24 protein-coding genes and 3 tRNA genes are annotated in these 23,068 nt (G+C 72.1%); 12 read left to right on the top strand and 15 right to left on the bottom strand.

Annotation, left to right across the window (positions count from 1 at the left end):
• Nucleotides 1–23: 23 nt before the first annotated feature.
• The 3 genes from AB3M81_RS15815 (at nt 24) to AB3M81_RS15805 (ending at nt 2,798) form a co-directional block, all read left to right on the top strand.
• Entirely contained in the window at nt 24–482 is a 459-nt protein-coding gene (locus AB3M81_RS15815) for a MarR family winged helix-turn-helix transcriptional regulator (protein WP_412904884.1), read from the top strand.
• Nucleotides 463–2,073: a DHA2 family efflux MFS transporter permease subunit gene (locus AB3M81_RS15810; protein WP_412904883.1), complete on the top strand. Its 1,611-nt coding sequence runs from the start codon at nt 463–465 to the stop codon at nt 2,071–2,073. The genes AB3M81_RS15815 and AB3M81_RS15810 overlap by 20 nt, the downstream gene beginning before the upstream one ends.
• A gap of 86 nt (nt 2,074–2,159) precedes the next feature.
• On the top strand, nt 2,160–2,798 hold the full coding sequence (locus tag AB3M81_RS15805) for a LysE family translocator (RefSeq protein ID WP_412904882.1): 639 nt from the start codon (nt 2,160–2,162) through the stop codon (nt 2,796–2,798).
• 1 nt (nt 2,799) lies between these two features.
• Here AB3M81_RS15805 and AB3M81_RS15800 read toward each other — a convergent pair whose 3' ends face one another.
• The 7 genes from AB3M81_RS15800 to AB3M81_RS15770 form a co-directional block, all read right to left on the bottom strand.
• Complete coding sequence (locus AB3M81_RS15800; protein ID WP_412904881.1) at nt 2,800–4,098, bottom strand: glycoside hydrolase domain-containing protein; 1,299 nt, start codon at nt 4,096–4,098, stop codon at nt 2,800–2,802.
• Nucleotides 4,099–4,182: 84 nt separating this feature from the next.
• Nucleotides 4,183–4,259 (bottom strand) — tRNA-Phe (locus AB3M81_RS15795).
• A 150-nt stretch (nt 4,260–4,409) separates the two neighbouring features.
• Nucleotides 4,410–4,483: transfer RNA gene (locus AB3M81_RS15790), tRNA-Asp, on the bottom strand.
• A gap of 74 nt (nt 4,484–4,557) precedes the next feature.
• Nucleotides 4,558–5,424: a tRNA glutamyl-Q(34) synthetase GluQRS gene (gene gluQRS / locus AB3M81_RS15785; RefSeq protein ID WP_412904880.1), complete on the bottom strand. Its 867-nt coding sequence runs from the start codon at nt 5,422–5,424 to the stop codon at nt 4,558–4,560.
• A 22-nt stretch (nt 5,425–5,446) separates the two neighbouring features.
• Nucleotides 5,447–6,181 carry an MBL fold metallo-hydrolase gene (locus AB3M81_RS15780; RefSeq protein ID WP_412904879.1) on the bottom strand — a complete coding sequence of 245 codons (735 nt, stop codon included), beginning with the start codon at nt 6,179–6,181 and terminating at the stop codon, nt 5,447–5,449.
• A gap of 46 nt (nt 6,182–6,227) precedes the next feature.
• Entirely contained in the window at nt 6,228–6,695 is a 468-nt protein-coding gene (locus AB3M81_RS15775; RefSeq protein ID WP_412904878.1) for a nitroreductase family deazaflavin-dependent oxidoreductase, read from the bottom strand.
• Between the two features lie 56 nt (nt 6,696–6,751).
• Nucleotides 6,752–7,345, bottom strand: a complete 594-nt coding sequence (locus AB3M81_RS15770) for a DUF2238 domain-containing protein (RefSeq protein ID WP_412904877.1) — start codon at nt 7,343–7,345, stop codon at nt 6,752–6,754.
• 189 nt (nt 7,346–7,534) lie between these two features.
• Here AB3M81_RS15770 and AB3M81_RS15765 point away from each other — a divergent pair, with 189 nt between their 5' ends.
• Both AB3M81_RS15765 and AB3M81_RS15760 read left to right on the top strand, forming a co-directional pair.
• Nucleotides 7,535–8,548, top strand: coding sequence for a zinc-binding dehydrogenase (locus tag AB3M81_RS15765; RefSeq protein WP_412904876.1), 1,014 nt, complete (start codon nt 7,535–7,537; stop codon nt 8,546–8,548).
• A gap of 6 nt (nt 8,549–8,554) precedes the next feature.
• Entirely contained in the window at nt 8,555–9,136 is a 582-nt protein-coding gene (locus tag AB3M81_RS15760; protein ID WP_412904875.1) for a TetR/AcrR family transcriptional regulator, read from the top strand.
• Nucleotides 9,137–9,143: 7 nt separating this feature from the next.
• Here the strand turns inward: AB3M81_RS15760 and AB3M81_RS15755 are convergent.
• Nucleotides 9,144–9,219, bottom strand: a tRNA-Glu gene (locus AB3M81_RS15755).
• 138 nt (nt 9,220–9,357) lie between these two features.
• On the opposite strand from AB3M81_RS15755, the gene AB3M81_RS15750 reads away from it, so the two are divergent.
• The 5 genes from AB3M81_RS15750 to AB3M81_RS15730 are packed head-to-tail and all read left to right on the top strand — an operon-like array spanning nt 9,358 to nt 13,800.
• Nucleotides 9,358–9,708: a metallopeptidase family protein gene (locus AB3M81_RS15750; protein ID WP_412904874.1), complete on the top strand. Its 351-nt coding sequence runs from the start codon at nt 9,358–9,360 to the stop codon at nt 9,706–9,708.
• Entirely contained in the window at nt 9,701–10,360 is a 660-nt protein-coding gene (locus tag AB3M81_RS15745; RefSeq protein ID WP_412904873.1) for a pirin family protein, read from the top strand. Before AB3M81_RS15750 ends, AB3M81_RS15745 begins: the two co-directional genes overlap by 8 nt.
• 10 nt (nt 10,361–10,370) lie before the next feature.
• Entirely contained in the window at nt 10,371–11,729 is a 1,359-nt protein-coding gene (locus AB3M81_RS15740) for an FAD-binding oxidoreductase (RefSeq protein ID WP_412904872.1), read from the top strand.
• Nucleotides 11,726–13,012, top strand: coding sequence for a class I SAM-dependent methyltransferase (locus AB3M81_RS15735; protein WP_412904871.1), 1,287 nt, complete (start codon nt 11,726–11,728; stop codon nt 13,010–13,012). The genes AB3M81_RS15740 and AB3M81_RS15735 overlap by 4 nt, the downstream gene beginning before the upstream one ends.
• Nucleotides 13,012–13,800, top strand: coding sequence for an exodeoxyribonuclease III (locus tag AB3M81_RS15730; protein ID WP_412904870.1), 789 nt, complete (start codon nt 13,012–13,014; stop codon nt 13,798–13,800). Before AB3M81_RS15735 ends, AB3M81_RS15730 begins: the two co-directional genes overlap by 1 nt.
• Nucleotides 13,801–13,810: 10 nt before the next feature.
• Here AB3M81_RS15730 and mnhG read toward each other — a convergent pair whose 3' ends face one another.
• From mnhG to AB3M81_RS15700, 6 genes are read right to left on the bottom strand one after another with little or no spacing between them, the layout of a single operon-like run.
• Complete coding sequence (mnhG, locus tag AB3M81_RS15725; RefSeq protein WP_412904869.1) at nt 13,811–14,140, bottom strand: monovalent cation/H(+) antiporter subunit G; 330 nt, start codon at nt 14,138–14,140, stop codon at nt 13,811–13,813.
• Nucleotides 14,137–14,409, bottom strand: a complete 273-nt coding sequence (locus tag AB3M81_RS15720) for an MrpF/PhaF family protein (protein WP_412904868.1) — start codon at nt 14,407–14,409, stop codon at nt 14,137–14,139. The genes mnhG and AB3M81_RS15720 overlap by 4 nt, the downstream gene beginning before the upstream one ends.
• Nucleotides 14,406–14,963 (bottom strand): Na+/H+ antiporter subunit E, encoded by a 558-nt coding sequence (locus AB3M81_RS15715; RefSeq protein WP_412904867.1) that lies wholly within the window; start codon nt 14,961–14,963, stop codon nt 14,406–14,408. The genes AB3M81_RS15720 and AB3M81_RS15715 overlap by 4 nt, the downstream gene beginning before the upstream one ends.
• Entirely contained in the window at nt 14,956–16,572 is a 1,617-nt protein-coding gene (locus tag AB3M81_RS15710; protein WP_412904866.1) for a Na+/H+ antiporter subunit D, read from the bottom strand. The genes AB3M81_RS15715 and AB3M81_RS15710 overlap by 8 nt, the downstream gene beginning before the upstream one ends.
• Nucleotides 16,569–17,036, bottom strand: coding sequence for a Na(+)/H(+) antiporter subunit C (locus AB3M81_RS15705; RefSeq protein ID WP_412904865.1), 468 nt, complete (start codon nt 17,034–17,036; stop codon nt 16,569–16,571). The genes AB3M81_RS15710 and AB3M81_RS15705 overlap by 4 nt, the downstream gene beginning before the upstream one ends.
• Complete coding sequence (locus AB3M81_RS15700) at nt 17,033–19,885, bottom strand: Na+/H+ antiporter subunit A (RefSeq protein WP_412904864.1); 2,853 nt, start codon at nt 19,883–19,885, stop codon at nt 17,033–17,035. The genes AB3M81_RS15705 and AB3M81_RS15700 overlap by 4 nt, the downstream gene beginning before the upstream one ends.
• 67 nt (nt 19,886–19,952) lie before the next feature.
• Here AB3M81_RS15700 and AB3M81_RS15695 point away from each other — a divergent pair, with 67 nt between their 5' ends.
• Together AB3M81_RS15695 and AB3M81_RS15690 are read left to right on the top strand one after the other, a co-directional pair.
• Nucleotides 19,953–20,573: a hypothetical protein gene (locus AB3M81_RS15695; RefSeq protein WP_412904863.1), complete on the top strand. Its 621-nt coding sequence runs from the start codon at nt 19,953–19,955 to the stop codon at nt 20,571–20,573.
• Entirely contained in the window at nt 20,566–21,330 is a 765-nt protein-coding gene (locus tag AB3M81_RS15690; protein WP_412904862.1) for an exonuclease domain-containing protein, read from the top strand. Before AB3M81_RS15695 ends, AB3M81_RS15690 begins: the two co-directional genes overlap by 8 nt.
• A 67-nt stretch (nt 21,331–21,397) precedes the next feature.
• Here AB3M81_RS15690 and pgm read toward each other — a convergent pair whose 3' ends face one another.
• Nucleotides 21,398–23,038: a phosphoglucomutase (alpha-D-glucose-1,6-bisphosphate-dependent) gene (gene pgm / locus AB3M81_RS15685; RefSeq protein ID WP_412904861.1), complete on the bottom strand. Its 1,641-nt coding sequence runs from the start codon at nt 23,036–23,038 to the stop codon at nt 21,398–21,400.
• Between the last annotated feature and the right edge of the window lie 30 nt (nt 23,039–23,068).

Below are 23,068 nucleotides of genomic sequence, written 5' to 3'. Positions count from 1 at the left end.
GAGAGCGTTAGTATTCTTCGGTCATGAGCGACGACCCCCGCACCTGTGCCTTCGACGCCGTCCGAGAGTTCCTCGGGCGGGTCTTCACGACGGCCGAGGGCGAGTCGCTCGAGAGCGTCGCCGGGCTCAACCTGTCCTTCACGCAGGCCCGGCTGGCGTTCTGGCTGGCCCATCACGACCACCCGGTGGCGATCGGCGACGTGGCCGACGCCGTCGGGCTCTCGGCGGCCGCGACGGGACGCAACATCGAGCACCTCGTGCGCAAGAGACTCATCGAGCGCACCGAGAACCCCGAGGACCGACGGGTCAAGCTCGTCGCCCTGACCGAACGTGGGCGCGAACTCGCGCGGGCCCACCTCAAGTCGAAGGAGGACGCCGTGCGCACCCTGCTCGGCGACCTCGACACCGCAGAATGCCTCGCACTCGTCGAGGCCCTCAAGCCACTCACGAAGGAAGAACCCGATGTCAGCAAGTCCTCCTGAAGGAGCCGTCGACGACGACAGGATCACTCCGGAGATCCTGAAGGTCGCCGGCGTGGTCGTGCTCGGCGCGATCATGTCGATCCTGGACGTCACCGTCGTCAACGTCGCCCTGCCCACCTTCCAGACCGAGCTGTCCACCGATGGCGAGCCGCTGAAGTACGCGACCGTCGCCTGGACGGCCACGGCGTACATGCTCGCGCTCGCGGCCGTCATCCCGCTGACCGGCTGGGCCGCCGACCGCTTCGGCACCAAGCGCCTCTACATGACCGCGATCGCGCTGTTCACGCTCGGCTCGGCGCTGTGCGCCGCCGCCTGGAACATCGAGTCGCTCATCGCGTTCCGGGTCCTGCAGGGGCTCGGCGGCGGCATGCTCATGCCGCTGGGCATGACGATCATGACCCGCGCCGCGGGCCCGCACCGCATGGGCCGCCTCATGGCGATCCTGGGCATCCCGATGCTGCTCGGCCCGATCATGGGCCCGATCCTCGGCGGCATCCTGATCGACGCCGCCTCGTGGCACTGGGTGTTCCTGATCAACCTGCCGATCGGCCTCATCGCCCTGGTCTACGCCTCGCGCGTGCTGCCGAAGGACGCCCCCGAGCCGAGCGAGTCGCTCGACGTGATCGGCATGCTGCTGATGTCGCCGGGCCTCGCCCTGCTGCTCTACGGCATCTCGTCCATCCCGGGCGAGGGCACGGCGCTCGCCGCCAAGGTCATCGTCCCCACGGTCGTCGGCGTGCTGCTGATCGGCGCGTTCGTCGTGTACTCGTTCCGGCCGAAGCACCCGCTGCTCGACCTGCGCCTGCTCGCGAACCGCAACCTGCGCGTCTCGCTCATCGTGATGTTCCTGTTCGCCGGCGCCTTCTTCGGCGCGCTGCTGCTGGTGCCCACGTACTTCCAGCAGGTCCACGGCGAGTCGGTCAAGATGGCCGGCATCCTCGTGGCCCCGCAGGGCATCGGCGCGATGCTGACGATGCCGATCGCCGGTGCGCTCGTGGACCGGATCCCGGTCGGCCGGATCGTGCCGTTCGGCTTCGCCGGCATCCTGGTCGGCATGTTCGGCCTGGCGCAGAGCACCGAGCCCAGCACGCCGTACTGGCAGATCATCGTCTTCCTGTTCATCATGGGCCTGGGCATGGGCGGCACGATGATGCCGATCTTCACGTCCGCGCTCAAGACGCTCACGTCGCACGAGGTGGCCCGCGGGTCGACGCTGCTCAACGTCGTCCAGCAGGTCGCCAGCGCGTCCGGCATCGCCGTGATCTCGGTCGTGCTGACCAACAGCATGCAGAAGGGCTCGATCATCCCGGGCTCGGACCGGATCCCGGGTGCGGAGGAGGGCCTCACGGGGGCCCAGCTCGCCGCCGCGTCGCACACCGACGAGGGCTCGCAGCTCGCCCAGATGCTCGGCGTGACGCCCCAGCAGCTGCAGCAGGGCTTCAGCGACCTGGCGCACGCGTTCGAGCAGTCCTACTGGGTCGCGTTCGCCGTCCTGGTCGTGACGCTGATCCCCGTCGCCTTCCTGCCCCGCAAGAAGGAGGCCGCGCACCTGCTCGACGACCAGGGCCAGCCGCCCGTCGTCCTGCACTGAGCACCGCCTGACCGAACGGCCCACCCGGACTCCGGGTGGGCCGTTCGTCGTTCCCCCGGGCAACGACGCGGCGTTACAGTGCGGCCATGCCCTCCCTCGACGCCTGGGCGTCCTTCGCGCTCGCCTCGCTCGTGCTCATCCTCGTGCCGGGCCCCAGCGTGCTGTTCGTCGTGGGGCGGTCCCTGGCGCACGGGCGTCGCGACGGGATCCTCAGCGTCGTCGGCAACGCCCTCGGCGGCCTGCCGATCGTGCTGGCCGTGGCACTCGGACTGGGTGCCGTCGTGGCCGGGTCGGTCGTCGCGTTCACGGTGGTGAAGGTGCTCGGCGCGGCCTACCTGGTGTACCTCGGGGTCAAGGCGTTCCGGTCGGCGGGCGAGGCCGGAGAGGTCCCGGCGCGGGACCTCGGACCCGTCACGTCGGCCCGGCGCACGCTCGTCGAGGGCTTCACGGTCGGGATCACGAACCCCAAGACGATCGTGTTCTTCGCGGCCGTGCTGCCGCAGTTCGTCGATGTCCGCGCCGGCGCGGTCGCGGGGCAGATGGTCGTGCTCGGCATGACGTTCCTGCTGCTGGCGCTGGTGTGCGACTCGGGCTGGGCGCTGGCCGCCGGCACGGCCCGCGGGTGGTTCGCCCGCTCGGGCCGGCTCGTCGCGATGCGGCGTGCGGGCGGCACCATGCTGGTGGGCCTGGGCGGCACCCTGCTGCTCGCCGGCAACCGCCACTAGGTCAGCGGCGCCCGCGCTGCAGCGCGGCCCAGACGCGCTGGTCCGCGGTCTGGTAGGTCGGCAGCCCCACCCGCTTGCGGTACGCCCGCACGGCGGTCACGGTGCGGGCGTCGAAGATGCCCGAGACCGTCACCTTCTGGCCGGCGGCGCGCAGCGAGCGCTGCAGGCGGTGGACGGGCTCGCCGGTCTTGCCGCGCTTGAGCGCGATCGGCGTGGAGCCTCGGGACAGCAGCGCGGTCCACACCGGACGCGACGCGACCGGCGTCCGGCTCCAGCCCAGCGAGGCGCGGTAGCTCTTGACGGCCCGGGTCGTCCGCGCGTTCCAGCGGCCCGTGATGGTGGCCCCGTGGCCGGCACGGCGCAGCAGGCACTGCAGCAGCTTCACGTCCTTGCCCTTCGAGCCGGCCCGCAGGGTGCGGTAGCGGTCGAGCGTCGGCGACATCCGGCAGACCTTGCGCTCCTTCGCGGCGCGCGAGCCGCCGCCCACGACCATGACGTTCTTGTCGATCGTGACCTTCCGGCCGAGGAAGGAGACGGCCACGTTGTTGTGGTACTGGTGGATCCGGTTCGTGGGCCACAGCGCCGGCGAGAGGTACGGCCGGCCGTCGACGTTGGCCTTGCGGTTGGTCCAGGCGAACCACATCTGGTCGGGGAAGTCGAAGCCCGCGCGCTGCTGCTGGCGGGCCAGGTCGACGGACTGGATGGCGGCCGAGCCGCTCGAGTACAGACCGACCTTGTACTTCGCCGCGTGGGCGCGCTCGACGAACGCGTCGATGAACGTCAGCACGATCGCGTCGCACGCGCGGTCGGAGCGGTCGTACCACTCGATGTCGAGGTACACGGTGTTGCCGCGGCCGAACCCGAAGCGGTTGGCGCGGTTGGTGGCCTCGTCGGCGTCGGCGCGGGCCTGGCGCCGAGCCGTGGCGGCGTCGGAGGACATGCGGTGCTTGGCGGAGCGGCTGTCGAAGCACGGCGCCTGGTAGCCGACGTGGATCGGCAGGAAGCGCCAGCCGCGGTTGGCCTGGCGCTGCACCCAGGCCGGGCTCAGGTACGGCTGCTTGGCGTCGTCGCAGTACCGCGAGTTGCCGGACGTGTAGATGCCGACGACGGCGTACGGCGAGGCGACGTTCCAGGCGTCCATGACGTCGTTCGACGGCGCCACGCACGTGTCGAACGCGTAGCCGGTGAAGCGCGTGGGCGAGCTGGGCCTGGCGGCCTGCGCCGGCGCGGCGGCGAGCGAGGCGACCAGCATCAGGCCCAGGACCACGGCGAGGCGGCGGGCGATCGGAGCGGCGTGCATCACGCCAGCGTAAGCGGGTGCGGCCCCGGTTCCAACCGCCTTCGGGAACGAGAAGAGCCCCGGCCTGGGGCCGGGGCTCTTCGGTGGTGGCCAGGGCCGGGGTCGAACCGGCGACCTTCCGCTTTTCAGGCGGACGCTCGTACCAACTGAGCTACCTGGCCGTGCTCTCACGAGCGACGTTCACCCTACCGCACGTCCGTCCCGGGTCCGAAATCGGTGGGGGCCTCAGTGCGACGACGTGGCGGCGGCGGTCGTCGCCGGTGGGGGAACGACGAAGCCCCGCCCGGATGGGCGGGGCTTCGACACTGTTGCGACCCCGACGGGACTCGAACCCGCGACCTCCGCCGTGACAGGGCGGCGCGCTAACCAACTGCGCCACGGGGCCTTGTTGCAACCTTGCGGATCAACCGCGACCGCAACTCTACCCGACGGTCCTGCGGGTCACCAAAACGGGGTCGGTCATGACCCGATCACCCACGGATTCCGGGGGATGTCGGCGGGGTCGAGCTCGGCCAGGAGCTCCTCGGGGGACCGTGCCGCGACGCCCAGCGAGGCCCCGATCAGGTCCCACGCGGCGGCGGGGGAGAGGTCGCGCAGGGTGACGGCGCCGTCGCGCTTCGCGAGCCGGCGGCCCTCGGCGTTGAGCGCGAGGGGGACGTGGGCGTACGTCGGCTCGGGCAGTCCCAGGGCGTGCGCGAGGTAGGCCTGGGCCGGGGCGGCCTCGAACAGGTCCTCGCCGCGCACGACCTGGTCGACGTCCTGGGCGCCGTCGTCCACCACGACCGCGAGGTTGTACGCGTGGGCGCCGTCGTTGCGCCGCAGGACGAGGTCGTCGACAGGGCCGGCCACCTCGCCGTGGAGCTCGTCGCGCACCGTCCAGGTCGGGGCGTCGGCGCGCAGCCGGATGGCGGGGGAGCGCTCGGCGCGCCGCTCGTCCCGCTGCTCGGGCGTCAGGTCCCGGCACGTGCCGGGGTAGTGCCCCGGCTGCGCGTGCGGAGCGCGGACGGCCTCGGCGATCTCGCGCCGCGTGCAGAAGCACTCGAACGTCAGGCCGGCTGTCGTGAGCCGGCCCAGCGCCGCCGCGTACAGGTCGTCGCGCTCGGACTGGCGCACGACCGGCGGGTCCCACGTGAGTCCCATCGCGGCGAGGTCCTCCAGCTGCGTCCGCTCGAACTCCGGACGTGAGCGCTGCCGGTCGAGGTCCTCGACGCGCACGAGGAACGCGCGGCCGCTCGAGCGGGCGAAGAGCCACGCCAGGATCGCCGTGCGCAGGTTGCCCAGGTGCAGGTCGCCGGACGGGGACGGGGCGAAGCGGCCGGCGGACATGCCTTCGACCCTAGTGACCGCGTCAGGCGATCTCGCGGCTGCGCGCCAGCTGGGCCGCCGCGGCCGCGCCGTGGGTCCACGGTTCGCCGTGACCGGTGAGGACGAGGTCGGCGTCCGTCGCGGCGACGAGGTCGAGCGAGTCCCGCGCAACGGGCGCGTCCTTCGTGCCGGCGCGGGCGACGACCCGCGGGCCGGTGCGCCCCGTGTACGGGTCGAGGGTCACGAGCGCGTCGCCGGTGAACACGACGCCGCGGTCCGGCAGGTGCAGGATGCAGTGCCCGTCGGTGTGCCCGGGTGTGTGGATCACGCGCAGTCCGGCCGGGGGCTGCTCGGCGGCGAGGTCCTCGATCGCGTCGACGCCCGGCACCCGCAGGGCGCCCGCCCGGACCATCGAGCCGAGCACCGGGATCGAGCCGGGGTGCAGCAGCGGGTAGAGCAGCCGCGGCCGCCCGGGCTGGTACCGGTACGGGTGGGCGGCGATGCGGTGGTCCTCGGGATGGACCCAGACCCGCACGCCGAACTCGCGCTGGGCCTTGGCGGCGAAGCCGATGTGGTCGAAGTGCGCATGCGTCACGACGATGTCGGTGACGTCAGCCCACTCGCGCCCGATGCGGCGCAGCGCCTCGTGCGTGAAGCGCCACGTGCGGGGCAGTCCGGCATCCACGAACACCAGCGCGTCGTCGTGCTCGAGGACGTAGCAGTTGGTGCCGGCGTCCTCGATCCGCAGGATCCCCGTCGTGACCTGGCTGATGCCCATGCGCGCCTCCTGTCGACTCGCCAGCAGGTACCCAGCGGGCCGGCGGTCATGCGGGGGCGGGGCGCTCCCGGAACCGGATCACGGGGATCCGGCGGTCGGTCTTGTCGTTGTACGCCGCGAAGTTCGGCGCGGCGGCGACGATGCGGGCCAGCGCCTCCTCGCGCTCGCTGCCGTGCAGCTGCTCGGCCGTGACAGGAACGGTTCGGCCACCCACCTCGATCGTCGCCTCGGGGTGGGCGGCGAGGTTGTGGTACCAGGCCGGGTTGCGCGCGGCGCCGTTCGCGGAGGCGACCACGAGCCATCCGCCGCCGGCGTCCGGGAACCAGGCCAGCGGGGTCTCGCGGCGCTGGCCGCTGCGCGCGCCGACCGTCGTCAGCACGAGGAGCCGCATCGGGCCGAGGGAGGCGGAGTCCGATCGGCGCGCCCGGCGGATCATGAACCGGTTGCCCAGGCGTACGAGCGGATTGCTCGTGTGCTTGCGCCCGCGGGTCCCGGTGGGGATGTCGAAGCTCATGGCGGCTCCCGTCGTGTCGCCTCCAGCGTAGGACGCGCCGGGGTCGCGGAGGCGGCCTACGCGGTGACGGTCGCGCGGTCGGCCGGGGTGCGCAGGCGCGCCCAGTAGAGCCACGCGCCGAGCGCCGAGCCGGCCGAGTTCAGGATCATGTCCATCATCGTGTCGGTGTACCCGCGCGAGTGGTGCGTCGACTGCAGCTGGTCCGAGGTCCACTCGGCGATCTCCCACAGCGCGCCGATGCCGAGCCACGACAGCCAGAGGGCGCCCAGCAACAGCGCGGCCGATTCGGCACGGAAGCGGTGCAGCGCGACGCGGGCGACGCCCATGACGCCCACGAACGAGAACAGGAAGTGGATGAGGTCGTCGTACCACCAGATGCGGTCGTAGAACGCCAGTCCCCAGCCCAGCACGGCGCCCAGCACCAGCGTCGTCAGGCACACGATCACGAGCGGATCGCGGACCGTCTGCCAGACCGCGATGCAGGCGAGCACGCCGGCGGCCATCGTCACGACGGTGAACAGGTCCGAGGCGGTCAGCGCGACGGCCAGCGCGCCCATCATCGTCAGCAGGGTGAAGGTGGCGACGGGCCAGGGCAGGCGGGGGACCTCGTCCTCGGCGTCGGTGGCGGAGGAGAGGATTCGGGGCAGCATCGGGGGACGTTCGGCTTCTGTCGGGATCTCGTGCGGGTCGCACGCGGGCGGCCCCAGTCTATCGGCGGGCGGGAACGTCCCGAACGGGCCGACGCGTGGCGTCGACATTTGCATTACATCTGTAAAATAGATGCAGGATCACGGACGCATGGGGCGCCCGGTCCGCTCTCCGGAAAGGGATGAGGAGTCGTGGCCGACACGATGCTGGCAGGACGGATGAACTTCGCGGACAAGACCTTCGCGATCAAGGAGGTGCCGGTGCCGACGCCCGGAGCCGGCGAGGTGCGGGTGCGCGTGCGAGCGGCGGGCATCTGCCTGTCGGACGTCCACCTGATCCAAGGACTGCTGAACCCGCTGCTGCTGCAGGGCGACGAGGTCACGCTGGGCCACGAGGTGGCCGGCGAGGTCGAGGCCCTGGGCGAGGGCGTGGACGGCGTCGAGATCGGCCAGCGGGTCATCGTCGGCGCCGGCAAGGAGGTCGACGGCCAGGTCTGGACGATGGGCGTCGACTACGACGGCGGCTGGGCCGAGTACGTGGTCGCGCCGGCCGACGTGCTCGTGCCGATCCCGGACTCCCTGCCGTTCGAGCAGGCCGCGATCATCCCCGACGCGGTCTCGACGCCGTGGGGCGCGATCGAGTGGACGGGCCAGGTCCGTCAGGGCGAGGCCGTCGGCGTGTGGGGCATCGGTGGCCTCGGTGCGCACGGCGTCCAGCTGCTGCGCTTCGCCGGCGCTGCGCCGATCATCGCGGTCGATCCGGTCGAGGCGGCCCGGGAGCGCGCCCTGGCCTTCGGCGCGGACCTCGCGCTCGACCCCGCCGATCCCGAGTTCGCCACCAGGATCGCCGAGGCCACTCGCGGCCAGGGGCTCGACGTCGCGCTCGACTTCGCCGGCGTCGCCCCGGTGCGCAAGCAGGCGCTCGCGACCCTGCGCGTCGGCGGCCGGCTCGTCCTCGTGGGCATCAGCGGCGGTCCGCTGACGATCGAGAACGACGCCACCTTCCAGTACACGCGCCGCCAGGTCCTGGGCCACTACGGCTCGGAGTCGCGCCACGTCGTGGACCTCGTCCGCCTCGTGGAGCTGGGCCGGCTCGACTTCTCGGAGTCGATCAGCGGCACGATGCCGCTCACCGACGCCGAGAAGGGCGTGCAGCAGCTCGAGGAGAAGGTCGGCAACCCGATCCGGCTCGTGCTGGTGCCCTGACCGGTCATGGGCACCCCCGACCCCCGGTTCGCGCGGGCTCACGACGCGCTCGTCGCCGGCATGACGGCGCTGCTCGACGAGCGGCCCCTGCACGAGGTCACGGTCACCGAGCTGGTCGCGCGGTCCGGGGTCAGCCGCCCCACGTTCTACCAGCACTGCGGCGGCAGCATCGGGACGCTCGCGGCCGAGTCCGCGCTGGTGCGGCTCCGGGCGGTGTTCCCGCCCGAGCCCGCCGGCCGCGACGACTCGCCGGCCGTCGTGCGGGCCGAGGCGCGGGCGCTGCTCGCGGACCTCGTCTCGCACCTCGACCGGCACCGAGCGTTCTACCTGCGGGTCCTCGACGGCGCTCCCACCCTGGAGCTACAGGGGGCGCTCGTCGACCTGCTGCGCGAGCAGACCGCCGAGAAGTCCCCGCTGCGCGACGCGGTCGACTTCGCCGGCACGCGCGTGACGGTCGTCCACGCCGGGATGGTCTGGTTCCTCATGGACTGGCTCCGGGCGGACGAGCCGGGCCGCGAGCCGGCCGAGGCCGTCGTGGAGCGGCTCGTGCGCGTGCTGATGGAGGAGTTCTTCGGCCCCTCGTCCTGACGCGCGGTGGTACCCCCTACGGGATTCGAACCCGCGCTACCGCCTTGAAAGGGCGGCGTCCTAGGCCGCTAGACGAAGGGGGCCGAGCAGCCCGTCCAGCATAGGGCACTCGCGAGGGCCGCCCCGAAGCGGTGACGGTGACGTTCGCGCGGTCCGCACGGGCGTGTCGGCCCTGCGAACGTCACTGCCGCCGCCTCGGGGAGCCGCCTAGACTCGGGCGCGTGATCGACGTCGACCCGGACCGGTTCGAGGAGCTGGTGACCGCGGCCCTGGCCGACGTGCCGACCGAGCTGTCGGACCTGCTCGACAACGTGGTGCTGTTCATCGAGGACGACGCCCCGCCGCACGACCCGCACCTGCTGGGCCTCTACGACGGCATCCCGCTCACCGAGCGCGACTCGACCTACGCGGGCGTCGTCCCCGACCGGATCTTCGTCTACCGCAACCCCACGCTCGCGATCTGCGAGACCGAGGAGGACGTGGTCGAGGAGGTCCGCATCACCGTGGTCCACGAGATCGCCCACTTCTTCGGCATCGACGACGCGCGCCTGCACGAGCTCGGCTATGCCTGAGCCGCGTCGCTCCGCCGAGCGCTACCGCACGGTGGGGGAGGGGACCGAGACGCTGCACTCGTTCTCGTACGGGCGGCACTACGACGCCGCGAACGTCGGCTTCGGGCCGGTCGTGGCGATCAACGAGGAGCGGATCGCGCCGGGCGCCGGCTACGACGAGCACCACCACAGCGACGCCGACATCGTCACGTGGGTGCTCGAGGGCGTCCTGGCGCACGAGGACTCGACCGGCCAGCGCGGCCTCGTCCGGCCCGGCCTCGCCCAGCGGCTCAGCGCCGGCGAGGGCGTGACACACGCCGAGCGCAACGGCAGCGACACCGAGCCGCTTCGCTTCGTCCAGATGATGCTGCGCAGCACGAACTGGGGCGCCCCGGAGTACGCGCAGGTCGAGGTCCCGGACGGGCCCGGACTGCACGAGACGGTGCCGGTGCACGCCGGCGCGCGGCTGCTCGTGGCCCGGCCCGCCGAGCCGATCGTGGTGGACGCGCCCCACGGCGTCCTGCTCCACGTGACCCGCGGGACGGTGACGGTCGCCGGATCCCGCCTCGGCCCCGGCGACGAGCTGCGGATCGCCGATCCGGCCCGCCTCGTGCTGACCGGCGACCGGGACGCCGAGACCCTGGTCTGGCTGGTTGTCGGTCCACGGGGATAGCCTGCGAATCATGCAGGGGTGGACGAAGCACGAACGCGCAGTCGAAGCCCTCCGCGCCTCCTGGCACGCCATCCCGGACGGGGCGCCCGTCCGGCTCGCCAAGACGACCTCCAACCTGTTCCGCCCGCGCACGGCGCACGACGCTCCCGGCCTGGACGTCTCCGGCCTCGACGGCGTCATCGCGATCGACCCGGTCGCGCGCACGGCCGACGTGCAGGGCATGTGCACGTACGAGCGGCTCGTCGACGAGACCCTCGCCCACGGCCTGATGCCCACGGTCGTCCCGCAGCTGCGCACCATCACGCTCGGCGGCGCGGTCACCGGCCTGGGCATCGAGTCCACGTCGCTGCGCCTGGGCCTGCCGCACGAGGCCGTCCTCGAGATGGACGTGCTCACCGGCTCGGGCGAGATCGTGACGGCCGCCCCCGACAACGAGCACGCCGAGCTGTTCGCCGCGTTCCCCAACTCCTACGGCAGCCTCGGCTACGCCGTCCGCCTGCGGATCTCGCTCGAGGAGGCGCCCCGCCAGGTGCGCCTGCGCCACGTCCGCTTCGACGGCGGCGCCGAGGCCGCGAAGGCGATCGCCCACATCGCCGAGTCGGGCACGTGGGACGGCATCGCCGTGGACGCGGTCGACGGCACGGCCTTCAGCCCGGACGAGGTCTACCTGACGCTCGCGCACTTCGCCGACAGCGACCTGCCCACGAGCGACTACACCGGCCAGGACATCTACTACCGCTCGATCCAGCGCCGCCGCGAGGACGTGCTCACGATCGCCGACTACCTGTGGCGCTGGGACACCGACTGGTTCTGGTGCTCCGGCGCGTTCGGCGCGCAGAACCCGCGGGTGCGGCGGGTCTGGCCGCGACGCTGGCGGCGCAGCGACGTCTACCACCGCCTCATCGGCCTCGACGCCAAGGTCGGCCTCAGCCGCGTCCTCGACCGGGTCAAGGGGGTGCCCGGCCGCGAGCGCGTCATCCAGGACATCGAGGTGCCGCTCGACCGGCTCGACGAGTTCCTGGCCTGGTTCGACCGCGAGATCGGGATGCGGCCCGTGTGGCTGTGCCCGCTGCGGACGCGGCGCGCCTGGCCCACCTACCCCCTGACGCCGGGCGAGGTCTACGTGAACGTCGGCTTCTGGGGCACGGTCGTCGTGCCGGCGGACGCCGAGCCCGGCACCGTCAACCGCCGCGTCGAGGCCGAGGTGCACCGGCTCGGCGGCCACAAGTCGCTGTACTCCGAGGCCTTCTACGACCGCGCGACCTTCGACTCCCTCTACGACACCGCAGGCCTGGACCGGTTGCGTGACCGGTACGACCCCGGCGCTCGTCTCACCACTCTCTACGACAAGGCAGTGAGGAACTCATGAGCATCGCATCGGAACCCCGGCTCACCATCGCGGAGGCGTTCGACCGGCTGCTGCGCGACGGCATGCCCATCCGCTTCGAGGCCTTCGACGGCAGCGCGCTCGGGCCCGAGGACTCGCGCCTGCGCCTGCGGCTGCTGAACGAGCGCGGCCTGTCCTACCTGATGACGGCACCGGGCGACCTCGGCTTCGCGCGGGCGTACGTCTCGGGCGACCTCGAGGTCGAGGGCGTCCACCCGGGCGACCCGTACGACATCATGCAGGCGCTCATGAGCCGGCTGCGCTTCCGCGTGCCCAGCGCGCCCGAGATGCTGCAGATCGTCCGCAGCCTCGGCTTCGGCAACCTCAAGCCGCCCACGCCGCCGGCCGAGGAGCACCTGCCCAAGTGGCGTCGCGCGCTCGAGGGCCTGCGGCACAGCAAGGACCGCGACGCCGGCGCCATCGAGCACCACTACGACGTGTCCAACCGGTTCTACGAGCTCGTGCTGGGCCCGTCGATGACGTACACGTGTGCCGTCTTCCCCAAGGCCGATGCCAGCCTCGAGGAGGCGCAGGCCGAGAAGTACGACCTCGTCTGCCGCAAGCTCGACCTCAAGCCGGGCGACCGGCTGCTCGACATGGGCTGCGGCTGGGGCGGCATGGTGCGCCACGCGGCGCGGCACTACGGCGTGCGCGCGCTCGGCGTCACGCTCTCGCGCGAGCAGGCGCAGTGGGCGCAGGCGGCGATCGAGCGCGAGGGCCTGTCCGACCTCGCCGAGGTCCGCTTCAGCGACTACCGCGACGTCGCCGAGTCCGGCTTCGACGCCATCAGCTCGATCGGCATGACCGAGCACATCGGCGTGCGGAACTACGGCGACTACTTCGCGTTCGCGCGCAGCAAGGTCAAGCCCGACGGCCGCATGCTCAACCACTGCATCACGCGGCGCGACAACCGGGGCAAGGCCACGGCGGGCCAGTTCATCGACCGCTACGTCTTCCCCGACGGCGAGCTCGCCGGCTCCGGCACGATCGTCACGGCGATGCAGGACGCCGGCTTCGAGGTCCGGCACGCCGAGAACCTGCGCGACCACTACGCCCTCACGCTCACCGCGTGGTGCCAGAACCTCGTCGACCACTGGGATGAGGCTCTCGAGGAGGTCAGCGTGGGCCGGGCGAAGGTCTGGGGCCTGTACATGGCAGGCTCGAGGCTGGCCTTCGAGAGGAATGAGATCCAGTTGACCCACGTGCTCGGCGTGAACACCCCGGCGGACGGCCGGTCCTCCTACCCGCTGCGGGTCGACTTCTGATGCGGATCGCCACCTGGAACGTCAACTCCATCCGCAGCCGCATCGACCGCGTCGTCAGCTGGATCGACCGCAACGACGTCGACGTCCTGGCCATCCAGGAGACGAAGTGCCGCGAGGACCAGTTCCCGGGACTGGAGCTGGCGTCGCTCGGCTACGAGTTCGCCCACGTCGGCGTCAACCAGTGGAACGGCGTCGCGATCATCTCGCGCGTCGGCCTCGAGGACGTCGAGCGCTCGTTCAGCGTCGACCAGCCCCAGTTCGAGGACCTGCTCGAGCCCCGCGCGATCGGCGCCACGTGCGGCGGCGTGCGGATGTGGAGCCTCTACGTGCCCAACGGCCGCACGCTCGACCACGAGCACTACGCGTACAAGCTCGAGTGGCTGGCGCGCCTGCGCGAGTCCGGCGAGCAGTGGCTCGCGAAGGACCCGGCCGCGCAGATCGCGCTCACCGGCGACTGGAACATCGCGCCGCAGGACGAGGACGTGTGGGACATGGCCGTGTTCGAGGGCAAGACGCACGTCTCGCCGGCCGAGCGCGCCGCGTTCTCCGCGATCGTCGACACCGGCTACGCCGACGTCGTGCGCCCGCACACGCCCGGCCCCGGCGTCTACACGTACTGGGACTACACGCAGCTCAGCTTCCCCAAGAAGAAGGGCATGCGGATCGACTTCGTGCTCGGCTCGCCGGCGCTCGCCGAGCGGGTCCAGGGTGCCTGGATCGACCGCGAGGAGCGCAAGGGCAAGGGCGCGAGCGACCACGCGCCCGTCGTCGTCGACCTCGCCGACTGACGCCGCAGGGTCAGTCGGCCTCGTCGACCGTCAGCTCGTCGCGGTCGACCTGACCGGCGCGGAACGCGGCGCGGCCCACCATGTGGGCCGAGACCGGCGCGGTGAGCAGCTGGAAAAGCGCCACGACCGCCACGAGCGTCAGGTCGCTGAGGCTGTCGATGCGCAGCGCTAGGCCCGCCAGGATCAGCAGCAGGCCGAACGTCTGGGGCTTGGTGGCGGCGTGCATGCGGCGCAGCAGGTCCGGGAAGCGGACGACGCCCACCGCGGCGACGAACGCGAATCCCGCGCCCAGGATGAGGAACGTCCCGGCGACGACGTCGCGCACGGTGTCGAGGCTCATGAGCGGACGCTCCCGCCGCCGTGCGCGGCGTACCGCGCGATGCTGACCGAGCCCAGGAAGGCGATGAGCGCGAGCGCGACGAGGATCGGCAGCGTCGTGCTGTGCCGCCCGATCGCGGCCTCCACGCCGATCGCGCCGACGCACGCCGCGACGAAGACGTCGGCGGCGATCGTGCGGTCGAGCATCGTCGGACCGCGCACGATCCGGATGAGGCACATGATCCCGGTCAGTCCCAGGAACACGGCGCACACGTAGCCGACGAAGGTCATGCGTCCTCCCGCAGTCGTCGTTCGCTCTCGGCCACCTCGTCGGCCGGGCCGATGGCCTGCAGCAGGCGGTGCTCCTGCATGCGGGCCTTGCGGCGGGCGGAGGCGACCTTCTCGGGGGTGTCCGCGTCGAGGACGTGCAGCCACATGCGGCGGCCGCGCGAGTCGAGCTCGATCAGCAGCGAGCCCGGGACGAGCGAGATGAGCTCGCCGGTCAGCGTCTGGCGCAGGTCGGAGTCGCTGACCAGCTCGACGAGGATCACCGCGCTGCCCGGCGGGCGGCCGGGCCGGATCGCGAGCCACGCGACGATGAAGCTGGCGACCGTGAGGTCGTACAGGAACCGGGCGAGCAGCACGAGGGTGCGCCACGGCCGGATCGTGCCGTCGACCGAGACCCGCGGGAACGGGAAGACCACCATGATGAGCGCGCTCACGAGCAGGCCGCCCAGGAGCGTGATCGGCGTGACCTCGCCCCACAGCAGGAGCCAGACGATCGTCAGCCAGGCGATGACCGGCAGCTGCCACAGCTGCAGGCCGGCACGCGTGCGGTCACCCATCGCCCAGCACCGCCTCGATGTACGGGGTGCGGTCGTGCAGCTCGTCGGCCGCGCGCTCCGAGAGCGAGAACAGCGGTGCCGCGAAGACCGTGAGCGCGACGGTCACGAGGCCCAGGGCCAGCGTGGGCAGCGCCATCCGCAGGGGCAGCCGCTCCTGCGTCGTGTCGACCTCCCAAGTGGTGCCCCGCTGGGTGGCCGTGGAGACCCCGCGGCGCCCGTGCAGCGAGCCACCGAACGCGATCGGGTCGAACGGCACGGGGGTGTCGCCCTCGGACTCCTCGGCGGGCTGCCAGAAGGCGCGGTTCCAGATCTTGGCGATCGCGTAGAGCGTCAGCAGGCTCGTGACGACGGCGGCCGCGACGCCGGCGAGCGCCAGCCAGTCGCCGACCTCGGCACCGGCCTCGAGCAGGGCGAGCTTGCCCAGGAAGCCGGAGAACGGCGGGATGCCGGCCAGGTTCATCGCCGGGACGAAGAACAGCACGGACAGGGCCGGGGCGTGCCGGGCGAGGCCGCCGATCCGGTCCAGGTTGGTGGTCCCGGCGCGGTACTCGACGAGGCCCGCGACGAGGAACAGCGTGGTCTGCACCGTGATGTGGTGGACGATGTAGAAGATCGCCCCGGCGAAGCCCAGCTCGGTCGCGATGGCGATGCCGAAGAGCATGTAGCCGATGTGGCTGACCAGCGTGAACGACAGGACACGCTTGATGTCCGACTGCGCGACGGCGCCCAGGATGCCGACCACCATCGTCAGGATCGCCGCCCACAGCAGCAGCGTGCGCAGCTCGTGCGTGGGGAACAGCAGGGTCTGGGTGCGCAGCATCGCGTAGACGCCGACCTTGGTCAGCAGGCCGGCGAACACGGCCGTGACCGGTGCGGGGGCGGTGGGGTAGGAGTCGGGCAGCCAGGCCGACAGCGGGAACACGGCCGCCTTCACCGCGAACGTCAGCAGCAGCATGAGCTGCAGCAGCGTGCCGACGGGCTCGGGCAGCTCGGGGATCCGCTGGGCCAGCTGCGCCATGTTGACCGTGCCGGTCGCGGCGTAGACGCACGCCAGCGCGGTGAGGAACAGCGCCGAGGACGCCAGGCTCACGATGATGTAGATCGTGCCCGACCGGACACGCGCCTCGGTGCCGCCGAGCGTGATGAGCACGTAGGACGAGGCCAGCAGGATCTCGAACCCGACGAAGAGGTTGAACAGGTCGGCCGAGAGGAACGCGTTGGAGACGCCGGCGCTCAGGACGAGGAACGTCGGGTAGAAGACCGACAGCGGGCTGTCGCGGCCGAACTCGACGATGCCCTGGCCGATCGAGTACAGCAGGACGCACAGCGTGACGATCGTCGAGATCAGCAGCAGCAGCGAGCTGAGCCGGTCGGCGACGAGGCTGATGCCGATCTCGGCGGGCCAGCCGCCCACGGCGAAGGACTGGGGTCCGTCCCGGTCGGCGCGCACGAGCAGAATCGACGCCGACGCCACGACGAGGATCAGGGTGACGATGCTGATGACGCGCTGCGGCACGGCGAAGCGGCCGAACGCCAGGCACAGGCCGGCGCCGAGCAGCGGCAGCAGGACGGGCGCCAGGACGAGCTGGTCGAGGAGGGTGTCGCTCATGCGGACTCGCCTTCCTTGAGCGGCACGACGACGGGGTCGTCCCCGAGGTAGGCCTCGTCGGGCAGCTCGGAGTCGTCGGCGTCGACGAAGGTCGCCGAGACCTGGTCGCGCTCGGCGCGGCGCCGGATCAGGTCGTCCTCGACGTCGTCCTGGACGTCGTCGGTGCCGGTGAGCTGCCACGCGCGGTACGCCAATGCGAGGCCGAACGCCGTGGTGCCCAGCGTGATGACGATGGCGGTCAGGGCCATGGCCTGCGGCAGCGGGTCGGCCATGCGCTCGGAGCTCAGCCCGAGGATCGGCGCCGAGCCGGCGGGACCGGAGGAGACGAGGAACAGCACGTTGACGCCGTTGCCGACGAGCACGAAGCCCACGAGGACACGGGTCAGGCTGCGCTCCAGGATGAGGGTCGTCCCGCAGCCGACGAGGACGCCCACCACGATGATCAGGACCAGATTGGCGGTCATGCCGTCACCTCGCTGGTGGGGTCGGTGCTGCCCTCGTCCTCGATGTGGGCGTCGATGCCGTTGCCGAGGCTGCGCAGCACGTCGAGGGCCAGGCCGACGACCACGAGGTACACGCCGATGTCGAAGAAGACGGACGTGACCAGGTGCAGCTCGCCGAGGACGGGGATGGCGATGTCGACCGTGGCGCTCTGCAGCACGCCGCCGCCGAGGAGGGTCGGCAGCAGGCCGGACAGCGCCGCGGTGGCCAGGCCCGTGCCCAGCACGAGGCCGGCGTCGACGGGCGCCGCCGCGTCGAGCTCGCGCCGTCCGCCGGCGAGGTACCGGATCATCAGCGCGAGGCCGGCGATGAGGCCGCCGGCGAAGCCGCCGCCGGGGGAGTTGTGGCCCGAGATCATCAGGTACACCGAGAAGATCACGACGGTGTGGAAGATCAGCCGCGTCACGATCTCGAAGACGATCGAGCGGCGCTGCTCCTGGGGCGTGGCGGAGAGCCACGAGTTGCGCGTGCTGGTGGCCGGGGGCGGTCCGGGGCGCGGGCGGCGGCCGGAGCGGTCGGTCAACAGGAAGATGAGGCTCGCGATGCCCGTGGCCGCGACGACGAGCACGCTGAGCTCGCCGATCGTGTCCCACGCGCGGATGTCGACGAGCGCGACGTTGACGATGTTCTTGCCGCCGCCGTACTCGTAGGCGGGCTTGGCCCAGCCGTCCGAGATGGGGTCGGCCGTGCGCGCGTTGGTGGCCACGAACGCGAAGCCCGCGACGGCGAGGCCGGTCGCGGTGCCGACGCCGACGCGCCACCAGCGCGCGATGTTGAACGGCCGGTCGCTGAAGAACGGGGGGAGCCGGCGCATGACCAGCACGAACGTGACCAGCAGGAACGTCTCGACGAGCGCCTGCGTCAGCGCGAGGTCCGGCGCGCCGTGCGCCACGAACAGGATCGCGGTGCCGTAGCCCGTCACGCCGAGCAGCAGGACGGCGCGCAGGCGGCGGCGCGACCGCACCGTGAAGACGGCGGCGGCCACGATGATCAGGCCGGCGACGATCTGCAGCGAGTTGTCCGCCAGGAGCACGTCGGGCGTGCGCCACGCGCGCACGAGCGCCGTGCCCGGCACGACGACGAGAGTGACCAGGATGATGCCGAGGTAGACCGGCAGGGAGCCACGCTGCGTCGTGCCGGTGACCTCGACGGCCAGGCGGTCCACGCCGCGCATGACGCCCTGGTAGGCGCGCTCGGCGTCGGGCATCGGCAGGCGGTCGACGACGGCGTGCTGGGCCGCGGCGACGGGGCGCCGCCACACGAACAGCGCGATGCCGGTGGCCACGGCGACGACCGAGAGCCACAGCGCGGGCGTGAAGCCGTGCCACAGGGTCAGCACCGCCTCGTGGGCGCCGGCCGGGAACGCCTCCGCGTAGCTCGCGATGCGCGGGGTCAGGAACGGGCCGGCGAGGCCGGTCACGACGCTCAGTGCGGCCAGCACGCCCGGGACCGCGGTGAACATGGGCGAGAACGCGCGCGGGCGGCACGGCTCGGTGCCGGGCTTGTCCGCGAAGGCGCCCCACACGAACCGCGCCGAGTAGGCCACCGTCAGGATGGAGCCGACCACGATGCCGGCGAGCGCGACCAGGCCCCAGCCCGGGTGGCCGAGGTCCTCGCCGAGGTCGACGAACGCCGCGAAGGCGGCCTCCTTCGCCGTGAACCCGAACAGGATGGGCAGGCCCGCCATCGACGCGGCAGCCGTGAGGGTGATGACGAACAGCGCGGGACGCGCGGCGCGCATGCCGGACAGGTCGCGCAGGTCACGCGTGCCGACCGAGCGGTCGATGATGCCGACCACGAGGAACAGCGCCGACTTGAACAGGGCGTGGGCGCACAGCAGGGCGAGGCCGGCGAAGGCCGCCGCGCGGGTGCCGACGCCGACGACCGCGACGAGGAAGCCGAGCTGGCTGACGGTGCCGTAGGCCAGCAGCAGCTTGATGTCGTACTGGCGCAGGGCGCGCAGGCCGCCGAGGATCATCGTGGTGATGCCGAAGCCGACCAGCACGGGACGCCAGCCGGGCGTCGCGGCGAAGGCCGGGGCCAGCAGGGCGACGAGGTAGACGCCGGCCTTCACCATCGCCGCGGCGTGCAGGTACGCGCTGACGGGCGTGGGAGCGGCCATGGCGCCGGGGAGCCAGAAGTGGAAGGGGACGAGCGCCGACTTCGACAGGGCGCCCACCAGGACCAGCGCGATCGAGGCGGTGAGCGCGGCGCCCGCGTCGGGCGGGTCGACCAGGATCTCGCTGAGGCGCGCCGTGCCGCTCAGCAGGTGCAGGCCCACGAGGCCGACGAGCATCGCCAGTCCGCCGAACGTCGTGACGATCAGGGCCTCGACGGCGGCGCGGCGGTTGGCGCGACGCTCGGGGTTGTGGCCGATGAGCAGGAACGACAGGACGGTCGTGAGCTCCCAGAACACGTAGAGCAGGTAGACGTTGTCCGCCAGGACGAGGCCGAGCATCGCACCGGCGAATCCGGTCAGGACGCCCGAGAATCGCCAGATCTCGGTGTCGTTCGGCCGGAAGTACCAGGCGCAGTAGACGAGGACGAGCGCGCCGACGCCCGTGACGAGCAGCGCGACGATGCCGCTGAGGGCGTTCACCGTGAAGTCGACGTCCAGCCCGATCGTCGAGATCCACGCCCAGCGCTCGTGGGTGACCTCGCCGTCCGTGGCGCGTCCGACGGGCCCGAGCAGGTAGGCGAACGAGGCGGCCGGGACCAGCGCGAGGATCAGGAACGCCCGTCGATCCAGCATGCGGACCAGCACAGGGGAGGTCGCCGCGGCGAGAAAGTGCAGCGCGACGAGGAGGAGCATGGGCTTGCGGCAAAGCCTAGCGGAGTGGTCCCTGTCCAGTGTCCGCGGTGAGTGTCAGAATGGAGCCATGGCCGACCCCGTGAGCTCCCGCGACGCGGGTCTGCCAGCTGAAGGACCCGGTGCTCGGACCGGGTCCGAGATCTGGGTGCGGCGCATCGTCGTCGTGCTCGGACTCGTCGTCGTCGCCGCGATCGTCTACGGCATCCTGGCGGCCGCCCTGCCGCGCTGGTGGGCCCAGCGCGTCGGGGCCCAGGTGGACGGGCGGATGAGCGTCGGCATCTTCTGGGGACTGTTCTACGGATTCGTCTTCAGCTTCGTGCCGGTGCTGCTGCTGTGGCAGGTCAGGCGCTCGTTCCTGCGCTGGCCGTGGCGGATCGCCGTGGTCGTCGTGGCCGTGGCGCTCGCCGCGCCGAACTGGCTCACGCTGTCGATCAGCTGGGGCGACAACAGCGCGTCGGACGCCGGCTGGATCACGCTGGTGAACGAGGCGCCGGGCTTCCAGTGGGCGACGTTCTTCGGGTTCGTCGCCGGCGTGCTGGCGGCGGTCGCCCTGATCGCCGTCCTGGCCGCGGCACGACGACGCAAGCGCGAGGTGAACAGCCTCAAGGGACGGTTGGCGCAGCAGGACGCGCCACCCTCGGCGGGAGAGAAGACGACGGATCACCACCGAGAGGAACCCCATGCCTGACGCGTCCGCCAGACCAGCCGAGGAGCCGGCCCGCACCGGCACCGGCAGGCGCGCCAAGAACGTCCTGCCCCCGCTAGACGACCCCAACGCCTGGTACCGGCGGCCGCTCGCGTCGCTCGACTTCGAGACGACGGGCATCGACCCGCGCCGGGACCGCATCCTGAGCTTCGCCGCCCTGTCCGACGTGGGCGGCGACCTCATGGGCATGGTCAACCCCGGCGTCCCGATCCCGGAGTCCTCCGCGGACATCCACGGCATCACGGCGTCCGACCTGGCGTCCTCGCCGATGTCGGCGCAGGCGCTGCGCCCGGTGCTCGCGTGGGTCCACGACCTGGTCCAGCGCCGCATCGGCCTGGTCGTCTACAACGCCTCGTTCGACCTCACGCTGCTGCGCGCCGAGGCCGAGCGGCACCAGCTCGACCAGCCCGACTGGGACGCGCTGCTCGTCGTCGACCCGTTCGTCATCGACTGGGGCGTCGACCGCGACCGCCGCGGCCAGCGTCGCCTCAGCGACGTCGCCGCGCACTACGGCGTGCGCCTGGACAAGGCCCACGACGCCGCGCACGACGCCCGCGCCGCGCGCGAGCTGGCGGTCACCATGGGCACGTCGTTCCCGCAGGTGGTGGCCTCGAGCCTGCCGATGCTGATGGCGCAGCAGCGCTACTGGATCGCCGCGCGGACGATGGACTGGAACCGTCGCGCCCACGAGCTCGGCCGCGGCCTCACGATCCCGGACAACCGCTGGCCCTTCGGCTGACCCACCGGCTCGCTGAGTTGCACGTTCGGCCAGCGACACGCCGTCTCGACGTGGCGGAACGTGCAACTCAGCGGGTCGTCAGCACCCCGTCGACGAGGTTCCGGGCGGCCTCCTGCACCTGCTCGAGGTGCTCGGGGCCGCGGAACGACTCGGCGTAGATCTTGTAGACGTCCTCGGTGCCCGAGGGCCGGGCGGCGAACCAGGCCGACTCGGTCGTGACCTTGACGCCGCCGATGGAGGCGCCGTTGCCGGGTGCCTCGGTCAGCACGGCGGTGATCGGCTCGCCCGCCAGCTCGGTGGCCTCCACGTCGTCGGCCGTCAGCGCGCCGAGCCGGGCCTTCTGCTCACGGTCGGCGGGCGCGTCGATGCGGGCGTAGGCCGGGGCGCCGTGGCGCTCGGCCAGCCGCCCGTACAGCTCGCTCGGCGTCGAGCCCGTCGTGGCGATGATCTCCGAGGCCAGCAGCGCCAGGATGATGCCGTCCTTGTCGGTCGACCACACGCCACCGTCGCGGCGCAGGAACGACGCGCCGGCCGACTCCTCGCCGCCGAAGCCGAGGGTGCCGTCGATGAGACCCGGGACGAACCACTTGAAGCCGACGGGCACCTCCACGAGCGGCCGGCCGAGCTGCTCGGCGACGCGGTCGATCATCGAGGACGACACGAGGGTCTTGCCGATGCGGGCGCTCGCCGGCCAGTCGGGGCGGGCGCCGCCGAACAGGTGCGCGATCGCGACGGCGAGGAAGTGGTTCGGGTTCATCAGCCCGCCGTCGGGCGTGACGATGCCGTGGCGGTCGGAGTCGGCGTCGTTGCCGGTCGCGACGTCGAAGCGGTCGCGCTGCTCGATGAGCGAGGCCATCGCGTGCGGCGACGAGCAGTCCATGCGGATCTTGCCGTCCCAGTCCAGCGACATGAAGCCGAACGTGCCGTCGACGCGCGGGTTGACGACGGTGAGGTCGAGGCCGTGGCGCTCGGCGATGGCGCCCCAGTAGTCGACGCTGGCGCCGCCGAGCGGGTCGGCGCCGATGCGGACGCCGGCCGACCGGATCGCGTCGAGGTCCACCACGTTCGGCAGGTCGTCGACGTACGTCCCGAGGAAGTCGTAGGGGCGGCACGCCGCGCGGGCCCTGCGGAACGGCACTCGCCGCACGCCGTCGAGGCCCGCCGCGATGAGCTCGTTCGCGCGGGCCGCGATCGCGGAGGTCGCGTCGCTGTCCGCGGGGCCGCCGTGCGGCGGGTTGTACTTGAAGCCGCCGTCCGCGGGCGGGTTGTGCGACGGCGTGACGACGATGCCGTCGGCGAGGCCCGTGCTGCGGCCCCGGTTGGCCCGCACGATCGCGTGGGACACCGCGGGGGTCGGCGTCCAGCCGTCGCGGTCGTCGACCAGCACGTCGACCTCGTTGCCGATCAGCACCTCGAGCGCCGTGGACCAGGCCGGCTCGGACAGCGCGTGCGTGTCGCGGCCGATGAACAGGGGCCCGTCGATGCCCTGCTGGGCGCGGTACTCGCAGATGGCCTGCGTCGTCGCGGCGATGTGGTCCTCGTTGAACGAGGCCGACAGGCTCGAGCCCCGGTGCCCGCTGGTGCCGAACGCGACCTGCTGCTCGACGGCCTCCGGATCGGGCCGCAGCGTGTAGTACGCCGTCACCAGGTGGGCGAGATCGATGAGGTCCCCCGACTGGGCCGGCTGGCCCGCACGCTCATGGCTCATGGCCTCCATCATGCCGGTCCCGGCGGGCTA

Source organism: Aeromicrobium jepli (assembly GCF_047246605.1).
Lineage (GTDB): Bacteria > Actinomycetota > Actinomycetes > Propionibacteriales > Nocardioidaceae > Aeromicrobium.
The sequence above is the reverse complement of the archived record's forward strand: the minus strand, read 5'-3'. Positions and strand labels throughout refer to the sequence as shown.

What these genes read in the sequence shown, in the direction of transcription:
- AB3M81_RS15720 (WP_412904868.1), bottom strand. Translation starts at nt 14,409, where the DNA reads ATGACCTTCGTCGGCTACGTGTGCGCCGTGTTCCTGGGACTGACCGGG.
- pgm (WP_412904861.1), bottom strand. Translation starts at nt 23,038, where the DNA reads ATGAGCCATGAGCGTGCGGGCCAGCCGGCCCAGTCGGGGGACCTCATC.
- AB3M81_RS15780 (WP_412904879.1), bottom strand. Translation starts at nt 6,181, where the DNA reads ATGGGCATCAGCCAGGTCACGACGGGGATCCTGCGGATCGAGGACGCC.
- AB3M81_RS15800 (WP_412904881.1), bottom strand. Translation starts at nt 4,098, where the DNA reads ATGCACGCCGCTCCGATCGCCCGCCGCCTCGCCGTGGTCCTGGGCCTG.
- gluQRS (WP_412904880.1), bottom strand. Translation starts at nt 5,424, where the DNA reads ATGTCCGCCGGCCGCTTCGCCCCGTCCCCGTCCGGCGACCTGCACCTG.
- AB3M81_RS15805 (WP_412904882.1), top strand. Translation starts at nt 2,160, where the DNA reads ATGCCCTCCCTCGACGCCTGGGCGTCCTTCGCGCTCGCCTCGCTCGTG.
- AB3M81_RS15690 (WP_412904862.1), top strand. Translation starts at nt 20,566, where the DNA reads ATGCCTGACGCGTCCGCCAGACCAGCCGAGGAGCCGGCCCGCACCGGC.
- AB3M81_RS15705 (WP_412904865.1), bottom strand. Translation starts at nt 17,036, where the DNA reads ATGACCGCCAATCTGGTCCTGATCATCGTGGTGGGCGTCCTCGTCGGC.
- AB3M81_RS15735 (WP_412904871.1), top strand. Translation starts at nt 11,726, where the DNA reads ATGAGCATCGCATCGGAACCCCGGCTCACCATCGCGGAGGCGTTCGAC.
- AB3M81_RS15740 (WP_412904872.1), top strand. Translation starts at nt 10,371, where the DNA reads ATGCAGGGGTGGACGAAGCACGAACGCGCAGTCGAAGCCCTCCGCGCC.
- AB3M81_RS15710 (WP_412904866.1), bottom strand. Translation starts at nt 16,572, where the DNA reads ATGAGCGACACCCTCCTCGACCAGCTCGTCCTGGCGCCCGTCCTGCTG.
- AB3M81_RS15730 (WP_412904870.1), top strand. Translation starts at nt 13,012, where the DNA reads ATGCGGATCGCCACCTGGAACGTCAACTCCATCCGCAGCCGCATCGAC.
- AB3M81_RS15760 (WP_412904875.1), top strand. Translation starts at nt 8,555, where the DNA reads ATGGGCACCCCCGACCCCCGGTTCGCGCGGGCTCACGACGCGCTCGTC.
- mnhG (WP_412904869.1), bottom strand. Translation starts at nt 14,140, where the DNA reads ATGAGCCTCGACACCGTGCGCGACGTCGTCGCCGGGACGTTCCTCATC.
- AB3M81_RS15700 (WP_412904864.1), bottom strand. Translation starts at nt 19,885, where the DNA reads ATGCTCCTCCTCGTCGCGCTGCACTTTCTCGCCGCGGCGACCTCCCCT.
- AB3M81_RS15775 (WP_412904878.1), bottom strand. Translation starts at nt 6,695, where the DNA reads ATGAGCTTCGACATCCCCACCGGGACCCGCGGGCGCAAGCACACGAGC.
- AB3M81_RS15770 (WP_412904877.1), bottom strand. Translation starts at nt 7,345, where the DNA reads ATGCTGCCCCGAATCCTCTCCTCCGCCACCGACGCCGAGGACGAGGTC.
- AB3M81_RS15815 (WP_412904884.1), top strand. Translation starts at nt 24, where the DNA reads ATGAGCGACGACCCCCGCACCTGTGCCTTCGACGCCGTCCGAGAGTTC.
- AB3M81_RS15695 (WP_412904863.1), top strand. Translation starts at nt 19,953, where the DNA reads ATGGCCGACCCCGTGAGCTCCCGCGACGCGGGTCTGCCAGCTGAAGGA.
- AB3M81_RS15715 (WP_412904867.1), bottom strand. Translation starts at nt 14,963, where the DNA reads ATGGGTGACCGCACGCGTGCCGGCCTGCAGCTGTGGCAGCTGCCGGTC.
- AB3M81_RS15745 (WP_412904873.1), top strand. Translation starts at nt 9,701, where the DNA reads ATGCCTGAGCCGCGTCGCTCCGCCGAGCGCTACCGCACGGTGGGGGAG.
- AB3M81_RS15810 (WP_412904883.1), top strand. Translation starts at nt 463, where the DNA reads ATGTCAGCAAGTCCTCCTGAAGGAGCCGTCGACGACGACAGGATCACT.